12 protein-coding genes are annotated in these 12,419 nt (G+C 49.4%); 1 reads left to right on the top strand and 11 read right to left on the bottom strand.

Going from position 1 to position 12,419, the window contains the following annotated elements; genetic code table 11:
* Positions 1-76 precede the first annotated feature (76 nt).
* The 3 genes from D5S11_RS14625 to D5S11_RS14635 form a co-directional block, all read right to left on the bottom strand.
* Entirely contained in the window at positions 77-2,161 is a 2,085-nt protein-coding gene (locus D5S11_RS14625) for a BglG family transcription antiterminator (protein WP_108725161.1), read from the bottom strand.
* Between the two features lie 299 nt (positions 2,162-2,460).
* The gene (locus D5S11_RS14630) at positions 2,461-3,363 is read right to left on the bottom strand and encodes an aldo/keto reductase (RefSeq protein ID WP_100001214.1); all 903 of its coding nucleotides are present in this window, start codon (positions 3,361-3,363) and stop codon (positions 2,461-2,463) included.
* A 113-nt stretch (positions 3,364-3,476) separates the two neighbouring features.
* Positions 3,477-5,480 carry a penicillin-binding transpeptidase domain-containing protein gene (locus D5S11_RS14635; RefSeq protein WP_108725162.1) on the bottom strand — a complete coding sequence of 668 codons (2,004 nt, stop codon included), beginning with the start codon at positions 5,478-5,480 and terminating at the stop codon, positions 3,477-3,479.
* A gap of 156 nt (positions 5,481-5,636) precedes the next feature.
* On the opposite strand from D5S11_RS14635, the gene D5S11_RS14640 reads away from it, so the two are divergent.
* Positions 5,637-5,957: an antibiotic biosynthesis monooxygenase family protein gene (locus tag D5S11_RS14640; protein ID WP_108725163.1), complete on the top strand. Its 321-nt coding sequence runs from the start codon at positions 5,637-5,639 to the stop codon at positions 5,955-5,957.
* Here D5S11_RS14640 and D5S11_RS14645 read toward each other — a convergent pair.
* The 8 genes from D5S11_RS14645 to D5S11_RS14680 all read right to left on the bottom strand — a co-directional run bounded on the left by D5S11_RS14645 (position 5,928) and on the right by D5S11_RS14680 (position 12,383).
* Complete coding sequence (locus D5S11_RS14645; protein WP_369719110.1) at positions 5,928-6,143, bottom strand: YczI family protein; 216 nt, start codon at positions 6,141-6,143, stop codon at positions 5,928-5,930. The genes D5S11_RS14640 and D5S11_RS14645 overlap by 30 nt on opposite strands.
* Positions 6,144-6,338: 195 nt before the next feature.
* On the bottom strand, positions 6,339-6,980 hold the full coding sequence (lipC, locus tag D5S11_RS14650; RefSeq protein ID WP_007609458.1) for a spore germination lipase LipC: 642 nt from the start codon (positions 6,978-6,980) through the stop codon (positions 6,339-6,341).
* Between the two features lie 64 nt (positions 6,981-7,044).
* Positions 7,045-7,794, bottom strand: a complete 750-nt coding sequence (locus D5S11_RS14655) for an IclR family transcriptional regulator (protein ID WP_076425692.1) — start codon at positions 7,792-7,794, stop codon at positions 7,045-7,047.
* 17 nt (positions 7,795-7,811) lie between these two features.
* Complete coding sequence (locus D5S11_RS14660) at positions 7,812-8,819, bottom strand: 5-oxoprolinase subunit C family protein (RefSeq protein WP_108725307.1); 1,008 nt, start codon at positions 8,817-8,819, stop codon at positions 7,812-7,814.
* 2 nt (positions 8,820-8,821) lie between these two features.
* The gene (pxpB, locus tag D5S11_RS14665; protein ID WP_032866921.1) at positions 8,822-9,553 is read right to left on the bottom strand and encodes a 5-oxoprolinase subunit PxpB; all 732 of its coding nucleotides are present in this window, start codon (positions 9,551-9,553) and stop codon (positions 8,822-8,824) included.
* Between the two features lie 29 nt (positions 9,554-9,582).
* Complete coding sequence (locus D5S11_RS14670; RefSeq protein ID WP_007410296.1) at positions 9,583-10,377, bottom strand: putative hydro-lyase; 795 nt, start codon at positions 10,375-10,377, stop codon at positions 9,583-9,585.
* Positions 10,378-10,381: 4 nt separating this feature from the next.
* Positions 10,382-11,596 carry an NRAMP family divalent metal transporter gene (locus tag D5S11_RS14675; protein ID WP_032866924.1) on the bottom strand — a complete coding sequence of 405 codons (1,215 nt, stop codon included), beginning with the start codon at positions 11,594-11,596 and terminating at the stop codon, positions 10,382-10,384.
* Between the two features lie 22 nt (positions 11,597-11,618).
* A complete protein-coding gene (locus tag D5S11_RS14680) occupies positions 11,619-12,383 on the bottom strand; it encodes a 5-oxoprolinase subunit PxpA (RefSeq protein ID WP_007410294.1) in 765 nt (254 codons plus the stop codon).
* Between the last annotated feature and the right edge of the window lie 36 nt (positions 12,384-12,419).

The following is a 12,419-nucleotide window of genomic DNA, read 5'->3' on the forward strand; positions in this document are numbered from 1 at the left end:
TTTTAGTTTCTTCCCTTCCCCTTACCCTCATACATGCACAAAAAAACACACCCCACATGAGGTGTGCGCTTCCTGTTTACCGCTGTCCTTTCTCCTGAATGAAATGATAAAACAGCTTGTTTAAACGTTTGTATAAATCGGCCTCATCCTCAGTCTGGAAGGCTTTTATACTGTCTTCGGACTCGATGATGGCCGAGCTGACCGCACTTAGTATTTCCGACCCTTCAGCGGGCATATCAGCCGGCGCCATCATCACCAAAGCGCGGTCGACGGTCAGGGAATTTCCGTCCATGCCTTTGACACTGCATGGAGCTGTCAAATCATAAATTTTGAAAAAAGGCGTGACAATTTCTTCATTTTTGAGATGGTACAGGGCCATCGCCGTTCCCGGAATGCCGAGTCCGCCCTGTCGTTCACGCTCAGCAAGGCGCTGTGCGGTTTTTTGGGCATTATGAACCAATCCTTCTTGCTCCAGCATGTCAAACATACGGTTCAAAAACAGTTCATACGCCGTGTTTGAATCAATGGATTTGACCGAAAAGTTCCGCAGCACGCTTTGGATAACCGCCGCGTAATGCGCCATACGGCCGGCCGCTTCCAGCATATCAGGCGTCTCCGGCTGCTTCTCTTCTCTTTTACCGTTTCTTTTTTTGTCAAGAATCAGCGGAATTTTTCTTTTGATGTACTGCTTGACCTGATCAGCGTCTTCTTCGTTTAAAAGCGGACTGACCATGACGTAATCAATGTTTTCATACGGGATCGGAACGGTGGATACGATCATGTCATACGCGGTGATGTCTCGATCCTTCAGTTCGATGAGGGAAGACATATCAAAGGAACGGATTTCCGGAAGCTCTTTTTTCAGCCTGGATGCGAGCATTTTGGACGACCCGATGCCGCTTGAACAGACGATCAGCGCTTTGATCTTCGCTTCTTCCCGTTTGATTTCCAAAGCGGAGCCGAAGTGAAGAACGATGAAAGCGATCTCATTATCAGAGAAAAGAAGCCCCGGAAAGAATTTTTCCATTCCTTCTTCTACGGCCATGTACAGCAGAAAGTAGTCGCGTTTAATTTGCTCGGTCATCGGGTTGTACATGTCGATATTTTCTTTTACCCGGTTGATCGCAGGCTCTAGATGGGCGATTAAACCGTCGTATAAAGAACCGTTTTCCGTCAGATCAATTTTAATTTTTTCAGAAATGAAGCCGATCAGCTGCTTCGTTTGCAAGGCCGTTTCAACCTCTATGTCTTCCGGTTTGAATTCCGTTTTGTATTTGCGGTTGGCGCTCCGCAAATGAATGGTGATATATCCGATCTCAGCTTCCGGAATTGAAACGCCGAACGCTTTTTCAAGCTCTTTTGCCATTTCCAGCGCAGAGCCGTACTCCTTCGTCTGCTGCAGCGCTTTTAGTTCCGAAGCCTCCATCGTGATGGTTTCTCCGAGCCTGATCCGGTCCATCGCAAAGGTTAAATGAACCGCAAGCGCCATGTATGAGCTGTCAGATAAGGCGATCGCGATTTTTTCCTTGAGCTGAATTAAGAGCCGGTCCATTTTCAAAAGTTCCGCTTTATTTACGACGCCGAACATTTTTTCAGCATCGTTCGGTTTTCCTTTAATATTCAATTCAACCGCTTCCAAAAAGCTTTGAATATCAAGGCGGTTGACGATGAGATTGCCGACGATTTTCCGTTTCGCATTTTCCGGCCCCGTCAGCTGAATGCCGAAGCCCCTTTTTCGGATCAGCGTCAAGCCGAAGGGCGCAATCCAAGTCTCCAGCTCATCCAGGTCATAGCTGATCGTCGCGTTTGTTACTTGCAGTTCGTTCGCCAGACTGTAGAGCTTGATCGGCTCTTGAGACTCTAATAGTGAACATAGAATTAAAAGTTTCCGCTCCTCAGCGCTGTATTCATGCTGTTCATAGGACAGGTCTGACAGGAGTTTTTGTTTGTCCTCCGGGTTTCCTACCGCTTTCAGTCCTTTGCCAGGCTGTTTATCAAGTGCCAGACCGAATGATTCCATCATCGGTTTGATTGTTTTCAACTCGCGGTGAACGGTTCTTGTGCTGACTTGTAAAGCTTCCGCCAGTTCATGCACTGTCTCGTACCGGTTCTGCAGTAATAGATGTTTCATTAATTTTTGTTCTCTCGCTGTCATATACATGAAACGCGCCTCCAGATTTTCTAGTTGTGAGAAGTATGGCATATGGGGAGTGCTGCCGGGGAAAGTGGTGTAAGCTATAATATAAAACGCTTTCAATGATTATTCAACCATTTTCAAATGGCAATTTGGCACTGGGCCGTGTGACAGTATTGAAAAAGAAAAATGTGTCAGATAATATGCCATGACGCTTGTTACTCTTGATCCGCACGGCTATACTTCAAAGTGACCTTACTTGTTTTTAGACATTGCACACCACATAAACAAACGCCCGGAAGATAGCTTCCGGGCGTTTGTTCTGTTTATGGAATATCGCAGCCTTGGACACCGGTATAAATCCGGAACCACTGATCATGGCTGAGTTTGTACGCGGATGCACGCACCGCGGCGGAAATGCGGTTCTCTTTTCCGCTGCCGACAATCGGCATGATGTCTGCCGGGTGGGTGAACAGCCATGCGTACATGACTTCGTCAATGGAAGCGGCGCCGATTTCTTCCTGTACGGAACGAAGCGCGGCACGGATACGGACGTCCTTATCTGATTGTCCGGTAAAGACGCTCCCGCCCGCAAGCGGTGACCACGCCATCGGCGGAATGCGTTTTTCCTGACAGAAATCCAGCGTGCCGTCATGAATATTTTCCAGCTCGTACGCCGAGATTTCAATTTGGTTTGTGATGAGCGGATCATCCAAATAGGATTCGAGCATTCTGTACTGGTGCGCTTTAAAGTTCGACACCCCGAAATATCTGACCTTTCCCGAGCTTTTCAGCGCATGAAACGCTTCAGCCACCGCCTCCGGGTCCATAAGCGGGTCCGGTCTGTGAATGAGCAGCACATCCAGATAATCCGTATTCAGATTCAAGAGCGACTCCTCCGCCGACGCTAAAATGTGAGACTTCGACGTATTATAATGATGCGACTTGTTTCCGGGCCGTTCCGGTGATTCAATGACAATCCCGCATTTTGTGACGATTTCGATTCGCTCCCTTATTGAAGGCGAAAGGGACAAAGCGCCGCCGAAGAGCTTTTCACACGTATAACCGCCGTATATATCGGCATGGTCGAAGGTGGTGATGCCTTGGCTGATACACCATTCAATCAAATTCAGCAGCTCTCCGTCTGAAACATTCCATTCGTTCAGACGCCAAAGCCCGTGTATCACTCTTGAAAATTCCAGGTCTTCAGCCAATTGAATGCGCTGCATGTGAGATCCCCCTTTTTCTTAGAGCCTCTTGTATCTCTGTTTTCAGGAATTGCCCATGCTGTTTCATTCTGCTTCGGCGGCCGATTTTCCTTTCAGCCCGCAAAAATCGTCATTTAATGATTCTGAAACTGCTTTTTCGCTTTTTCAACGACGTAATGGCTTCCGCCGCGTTTTTTGACGTCTTGAATCATCATCGCGATCAAGAGGTCTTTCTTTTTATAATCGTAACCGACAAACCAGCCGTTTTCTTTGCCGTCTTTATCTTCTTTAGACGTTTTCAGCTCGGCTGTACCGGTTTTCCCGGCTACGGTAATGCCGCTTACGGCCGGCTGATATGCAGAGCCGCGCGGATCTTCAACGACGCCTCTCAGCCCTTTTGTGATTTCTTCGGCATTGGCTTTCGATACCACTTGCTTATGCCAGATTTGCGGTGTTTTTTCTCCGTCTTTGATCAATGTCGGTTTGACGAGATTTCCGTCTGTTACAAATGCGGTATAGTCAGCCGCTAAGTGCAGCGGAGACATCAGCATCTGCCCCTGGCCGTAGCCCGTATCTCCGAGAAGGATCTCGGAATCAAGCTTGCCGTTAGCGATTGAAGACTTTTCAATCGGAAATTGGTACGGAATCTCTTCATCAAAGCCAAATGTTTTTAATCCTTTTGTAAACGCGTCCGCTCCGGCATCTATGGCATTTTGCGCAAAGTAGATGTTGTCTGATGTGATCAGCGCGTTTTCGAGATCCACTTCATTCAGGCGCTCTGATACGCGTGTGACATGGTAACCGCCCCAGCTCGAATCTTTCTGCCACTCTTTTCCGGTGATTTTTTTCTTTTCTGACGCTTTCAATGTGCCGTTTGTCAGGCCGACTGCCGCGGCAATCGGTTTAATCGTTGATCCCGGCGCATAAAGTTTGTTGAATTTCGCTGAAAACGGATTGTTTTTATCTTCATTCAGCTTTTTCCACTCTTTTCCGCTCCAGCCGAAAAGAAAGCCATTCGGGTCATAAGACGGTGCGCTGACGAGCGCGAGTGTCTCTCCCGTTTGCGGTTCGAGGGCGACTGCCGCTCCGCTGTCATCTTTCATAGAATCATACAGCTTCGTCTGCGTTTTCATGTCAATCGTTACATGAATATCCTGCCCGCTTTCGGCTTTCTTTTCAGCAATGACCTCACCTGTTTGCGGGACGTAAATTTTCCAGCCGGTCGTGCCGCGCAGCTTGTCTTCATATACATTCTCAAGGCCGGCGATGCCGATTTTGGAAGTATCGCTGTATTGGCCGTCTTTCGCTTTTTTCAGCTGCTCCGCTGTGATGGTTTTAATATAACCGGTCAGATGGGCCGCTTTTTCGCCGTACGGATAGTAGCGGGAGCTGACTTTCGTTTTCGTCACGCCGTCTAATGCGAGCAGGCTTTTGACCTTGCTTTCATCATCCGGTCTGATTTTTTGAAGCGGGACATAGGAGTCGTCTTTTACCCAGCCCTGGTTCAGTTTGCTTTTGATATCGTCTTCAGAAAGGTCCAGTTTTTCAGACAGTTTTTTGATCACGCTGTCTTTATCCTTGCCGAGTTTTCCAGGGATAATGCCGATTTCCGGCACCTCGGTATTCACGGCGAGACCTTTTCCGTCTTTGTCGTAAATTTGTCCGCGCTTCGGTTCTTCATTTGCGATCTGCACGGTTTTGTCATCGGAAAGCTGTTTGAAAATAAAAGAAGGATTCCAGTCGATGTTCCATGATTCTCCATCGTCTGTTTTTTCTTTTTTCAGGACGGCCGTGTTTTCAAAAGCGACCTTCCCTGCTTTTGTATCCATGCTGACTTTATAATCGATGTGCTGGAGGTCATCTTTTTTCTTGTCGTCTTCGTCCTGTTTCTCGGCAGTGACTTTCAGATTTTTGACCCCTGCTTGTTCATAAATGGTTTCATATCGCTTTACAAAATCCTTTTTGGATCGTTTTTTCTTTTCATCCTGGGTGAGGCTTTGGTACATCTTATCGTAATGACCGCCGTTCCAGTCTTTTACGAAATCTTTCATTCTGTCTTCGGCCGATTCCGTTTTCGAGCAGCCGATCAAACCTATGATTCCTGCGAGTAAAAGTAATAGGTATAACCCTTTTTTCACTGTCTATTCCCCTGCCTTCCAACTGTTATTTTCTCCTAAACCAAATCAGGCTGGCAAGGATTTTTTTCTCATATTGTTTAAAATTTTTTTGTTTTTCCTGCCGTCACGGGCAATATTCTTATACAATGTATCTATTAAAAAAAGGGGGAATTTCAGATGATCAGAGAAGCAGCCATGCTGTATGTAAAAGAAGGTCTTGAGGGGGAATTCGAAGAGGCATTCCGCCGGGCGGAGCCGATTATCGCGGGCATGAAAGGTTATCTGTCCCATTCCTTGTCCAAATGTATGGAAAAGACGCATAAATATTTGCTGCTTGTGGAATGGGAGACATTGGAAGATCATACAAAAGGCTTTCGCGGATCGCCGGAATATCAGGAATGGAAAGCCTTACTGCACCGTTTTTATTCACCATTTCCCGTTGTGGAGCATTTTCAGGATCTATCAGACTCAAATCGCGTGAAGCGTAAAACCGATTAAGGAGATCGACCATACAAAAACGGCGGTATAGATATTGAATTTCCCGGAACCGTCGTTTTCTTTCCGTTTTTCCTCCAGCCCCTGAATGAACATGACCGCACCGAGAAACACGAGCATAACCGGCTGTATGACAGAGGTATGTTCCGCATACGTAAATGCGGCGGCCGCAAGTATAATAATCAGCATCGCGAGTGACAGTTTTAAGGCGCGCAGCAAAGCAATCCATCCTTTCTGTTATCATTTTTTGAACACAATTCTATTTCTGTCTTTATCCCCCATTATTCTAGCGTATTTTTTGCGCGGATAGAACGAAAGTCGGACAATTTTAAGTTTGTTTTAAGGAGCACGAAAAGCGCGCTCCCGATAAAAAGGAGCGCGCGGTTATGAGCGGGCGAGGCTTCCGTATCCGAGCCCCCGCAGGACGCATGCCATGACTTCGTACCCCTTGCTGTTGGGGTGTACGCGGTCATGAGAGAGATATTCATTCATTTTTCCTTTGAAAGCGCTGTGGACGTCCGCAATTTTGACGTGCGGCGCCGATGCGAGTGTGCTGAGGTGCGCATTATAAGAGGATATCCATTTTTCTGCAATGGAGATGCCCGGGAAAGGATTGTATAAATTGAAGACGCGGATCTCATAAGGAGACGGGTGCGGCCCTTTTAAGGCAGCGATCTTGGCAATCATCTTTTCAAAGTTCTCATGGCAGTGACTGGACACGCTGGTGAACACCGAAGCGTCCGATGTTTGCTGATATGCCTGAACCGAATCGATCAAATCGTTGCCGCAGCCTGTAATCGTAATCATATCAGCAGCCTGAATCCGCCTCTGAATGTACGGCAAGGACATAAGCCCGAGAATTTCTCCCGTCTCAAGGCCTGATTTGGCAAAGATGGATACGTCAGTTCTTGTCTGTAAATCTTCTGCCATCATACGCCCGAACCGCTGGACAAAACCGGCGGAAAACGGCCCGGATCCCCTCCCCGTCGTCAAAGAATCCCCCAGCGCCGTATAAACAAGTCCCATTTACTTTCCTCCACTCGTTACTATCGATATTGTAATGTACGCGAGTGAAGAAAAATTGGCTCGGTCAATAACCCAATTTCTCAGAAATATGCTGTGCGGCGGTTTTGACCTTTTCGGTTAAATACGGCAGCCTGTCCTCTGAAAAACGGGCTTCGAAGCCGGCGATGCTGATTCCGGCAGCCACCTTACCTTCGTGATTGAAAATCGGCGCCCCGATCGCCGCCGTGTAATCTTCTAATTCCGAATAGCTGATCGTATAACCTGATTGTAAGGATCTTTCAATGGAGTGGAGCAGTTCAGCCCGATCCGTCATCGTGCCTGAGGCGATTGCGGCAAGCTTTGTCTTCTGAATGTATGTGTCAATCTCCTCTTTTGGCAGAAACGATAGAATGCTTCTGGCGCACGCTCCCGCGTACAGCGGCGACCGGCGGCCGATTGCCGTATACAGGCGGACGGTTTGAGTGCCTTCAATTTTTTCGACGTAAATGGCTTCATCTCCGTCCCTCATGATCAGCTGAACGGCCTCATCCACTTCGCCGCACAGCTCTTCCATAATCGGTTTGGCTATTTTCCTGATGTCCAGACGTTCAGAGACGAGCTGGCCGAATTGTAAAAAGATCAGACCAAGCTGATAACGGCCGTCCGCTGCCCGGGTGAGAAATCCCGTTTCCTCCAGCGAGCTTGCCATCCGGTGAACCGAGGTCTTCGGCATTTCCGATAGAGAAACCAGCTCATTTAAGCTCAGGCTCGGTTCAGTCAGAAATAAATGAAGCAGTTCCATTGATTTGATGACGGTTTTGTTTTTGTTTTCCATGATCTTTAGCCCCTTTGTCAGATCAGCCATTCCATTTTGAGCCTTGCTTTCAGCTCCTTCAGCTGCTGTTCCTTCTCTAAAAGCAGCATTTCCGCTTCCTCCAGAGAAACGGCCCGGAACGTGATATGTTCCCCCGGCATCGTTTGGGCGACGAGAGGAAGATCAGCGGATATGATATGCGCCATCCGCGGATAGCCCCCCGTCGTCTGTCTGTCAGCCAGCAGAATAATCGGATTGCCGTCCGGCGGCACCTGCACTGTTCCGAACGTCACGGCCTCAGATACCATCTCCAGCGGCTCCCGCAATTCAAGCGGAGCGCCCTTCAGCCGGTAGCCCATTCGGTCGGATTGAGGCGTGACCGTATATGACTCTTGATGAAAACGCAATTTTGCTTCTTCTGTAAAAGCGTGAAATTGAGCGCCTTCAAGCACTCGTATGACCGGATTTTTTTTCAGCGGCAGAAATCCTCTGCTGCTGACAGACCAATCAGGCGCTGAGAAACCATGCTGTCCGAAAGAATCGCTCAGACGGTACGCGATTGATTCCGAACATGGCGTCATACGGCCGAGCGGCAGCTCATCATCTTTTTGCAGCGCTCTTCCGCAAAAACCGCCGATCCCCGCTCTGACATACGTGCTTTTGCTTTCCATGACGGCGGGCACGTCAAATCCCCCCGCGACGGCGAGATAAGCGCGGCTCCCCATCTTGCACGGCCCGAATGAGACGACGCTGTTTTCCTTTATCAAAACCGGTTTCCATAGAGGGGCGGGCTCCCCATTAATATGAAGGGCGAAATCAGCTCCCGTGACGGCAATAACCGCAGGTTCTGAAAATTCAAAGGAAGGCCCGGGCCCCATGAGCGTAATTTCCAGTCCCGCCTCTTTTTCTTGATTTCCGGCAAGAAGATTGGCGATGCGCAGTGAGATCGTATCCATTGCGCCGCTTCCCAGCACACCGTATTTCTGATATCCCGTCCGCCCCGTGTCCTGAACCGTCGTCAAGAGACCGGGCTTTACCACTTTCATACTCATTCGGCTCCCTCCTTGATGCGGCTGTACTCCTCTGCCGTGATCCGGACGAATTTCACCGTATCGCCCGCTCTCAAAAGACTCGGCGGATGTTCTTCCGGCCTGAAAAGACGGAGCGGGGTGCTGCCGATCAGCTGCCAGCCGCCGGGAGTGGATATCGGATACACACCGGTCTGCATTCCCGCGATTCCTACTGAACCGGCCGGGATGGACGGCCTTGGCGACGCCTTTCTCGGCGCTCTGATCCGCTCAGACATTCCTCCTAAAAACGGAAATCCCGGCGCAAATCCGAGCATATAAACGAGATATTCGCCTTCAGTATGAATGCGGATGACGTCTTCCGGGGTCAGATCGTTCATCTCAGCGACCTCTTCTAAATCGGGACCGAAATCACCGCCGTAGCAAACGGGGATTTCCATCACCCGGCGCTCTTCTTTGCGGCCGGTCATTATATGGCTGAGACGTTCTGTCACTTCTTTCTTGACCAGGGCAAAAGGAGAGACGCCTTTTTTTATGTTTGAGACGGCATACACATCATAAAAGATCGTTAAGCTTGTGAATGCCGGAATACATTCAACGAAGCCCGGAAACGGCCGTTCTTCCATACAGGCTGCCGCCGCATGCACCCAGCTGTTGACCTCTTCGCTGATGTGCCCGCCAAAGCGGATGATAACGGCGGAATCACCGTACGGCTGTATATCAAGCGCTGTATTTCCGCTATACTGCATCATTGTCATCACCTCGTTGTATTCTTTCTCACTTACAGGACAGCAAGCGATTCATTTCGTATATCGGTGATCAGCATGTGCCCCGGTGAATGTGTTATTACGATGTCAGGCTTTGCTTCCATGATCACCGCCTGGGGCGTAACGCCGCAAGCCCAGAATACGGGAACTTCGCCTTCCCGCACCGTTACGGCATCTCCGAAATCCGGCTGATGCAAATCGCTGATACCGATGCTTTGCGGATTTCCGATGCGGACGGGGGCGCCGTGCACGGCGGGAAAACGTGACGTGACCTGCGCCGCGCGGACTGCAAGCCTTTCCGGAATCGGTCTCATGCTGACGACCATCTTTCCAGAAAACGGGCCGGCGGGAACACAGTCAATGTCTGTTTTATACATGGGGACATTCACACCCTCATCGATGTGCCTGATTGGAATGTGCTGATTAATAAGGGCCTGCTCGAATGAAAAACTGCAGCCGATTAAAAACCCGACATAATCATCCTTCCAATACGGCGTAATATCCGTTACCTCTTCAGTAAGCACGCCATGCCGATAAATCCTGTATTTCGGAAAGTCCGTCCGGATATCAGCTCCCGGCGCAGCTATTGCCGGAACGGGTGAACCCGCATCCGTCACATCAAGCACCGGACAAGGCTTTTGATTGCGCTGGCAGAATAAGAGAAAATCAAAGGCAAGATCCTTTTGCAAAACGACGAGATTGGCTTGTGCGTAAGAAGCGGCCATCCCCGCCGTCGGCCCGGTCATCTGCCCCTTCCTGATCAGCTGTCTGACTTCTTCGGGGCTCATGTCACTCATATGGTTTTTCATATCATCAGCTCCATAGCTGCGGCATCTGCGTGAATAATGTATAGATGCCCATAACCGCCATGACAACCACTACGATCGCCCCTGCAATCGTGAGCCAGACCGGATGCTTGTAATCGCCGACGATTTTTTTCTTATAAGCGCCCAACAGTATCATCGCTAATGCAAGCGGCAGAATTAAGCCGTTAAGCGAACCGACCGCGACCAGAATTTTGGCAGGCTGGCCGATCGTAACAAAAATAAGAGTGGATACGATGATAAAACCGATAATGACGCCATGTGAGTGCTTTTCGATTTTTGTTGAAAATGATTTGAAAAATGATACCGATGTATAGGCGGCGCCGATGACAGACGTGATAGCGGCAGACCACATGATGACGCCGAAAATTTTATAGCCTACATTTCCCGCCGCAAGCCGGAATACAGAAGCCGCCGGATTATCAGGATCAATGCTCAGGCCCTTTGAGACGACGCCGAGCACGGCGAGAAACAGGGCAATCCGCATAATCGATGTAATCAGAACGCCTGTGATGGAGCTTTTCGTAACCTGAGGGAGGACTTCCTTCCCTTGGATGCCTGAATCAAGCAAACGGTGGCCGCCGGCAAATGTAATGTATCCGCCGACCGTGCCGCCGACAAGCGTCACGATCGCCAGCACACTGATATGATCAGGCATAAAAGTTTTCACAACGGCGTGTCCGACCGGCGGAGCCGTCGTTACGGCAACATACACAGTCAATACGATCATGACGATTCCGGCGATCTGCATAAAACGGTCCATGACTTTTCCGGCTTCCTTTATGACAAAAATCAGCACCGCGACCGCTGCGCTGATTAAAGCGCCGATCTCCGGTTTGATCCCGAATAATACTTGAAGACCGAGACCCGCGCCGCCGATGTTTCCGATATTAAACGCAAGTCCGCCGAGCACGACCAGAAAAGCAATGGCATAACCGGCGCCCGGAAGCACCATATTGGCAATCTCTTGGCCGCGCTTTCCGGAAACCGCGATAATCCGCCATACATTGGTTTGCGCGAAAATGTCCAAAATAATAGAAATTAAAATGATAAAGCCGAAGCTTGCCGCCAATGTATTGGTAAACGTGGCCGTTTGCGTCAGAAAGCCGGGCCCGATTGATGATGTCGCCATCAAAAATGTCGCGCCTAAAAGAAGCGACCATTTGCCGGAAGCCTTTCCGGCTGTTTTTTTCTTTTGCTCCATGCTGTCTTCCTCCCTCTGCTGCTCAGTCTTTTGAAAGTGCGCTGATTTGAATGTCTGCCGCTTTTAATTCTTTTTTGATTGTTTTTGCGAATGTGAGGGCGTGGGCTCCGTCTCCGTGAATGCAGACCGTGTCCGCTTTCAGGCTTACAGCTTGTCCCTTACGTGATGTCACCGTGCTGTCTTTCACCATTTGAATCACTTGACCGACCGCTTTTTTGTCATCCTGAATCAGCGCATCCGGCTCTGAACGCGGCGTCAGCGTGCCGTCTTCCTGATAGGTGCGGTCCGCAAACACTTCGCTTGCCGTCCTCAGTCCGATTCGATCTCCCGCTTTAATCAGCTCGCTTCCGGAAAGCCCGAAAAGAATAAGCCCGGGATCAAAATGACAGACCGCCTGAGCGATGGCTTCTGACAGGCCGGGATTGACGGCGGCCATATTATATAAAGCGCCGTGCGGCTTCACATGCTGCATCTCGACACCTTCTGCTTTTAAAAACCCTGACAGCGCGCCGATTTGGTACAGCGTCAGATCATACGCTTCCTCGGGTGTAATCGCGATCTGCCGCCGCCCGAATCCCTGCAGATCGAACAGCCCGGGATGAGCGCCGATTTTCACGCCTTTTTCCGCCGCAAGCGCAACCGTTTTGCGCATCACGCTGGGATCACCCGCATGAAAGCCGCAGGCGATGTTTGCAGATGTCACATAATCCAAAATCTCTTCATCCAGCCCGATTTTATAAGCACCGAAACTCTCTCCTAAATCACAATTGATGTCAATCTGAAACATAAGACCCCTCCTGTATTGTAAACGTTTTATATGATT

Source organism: Bacillus sp. L75 (assembly GCF_003676355.1).
GTDB lineage: Bacteria > Bacillota > Bacilli > Bacillales > Bacillaceae > Bacillus > Bacillus velezensis.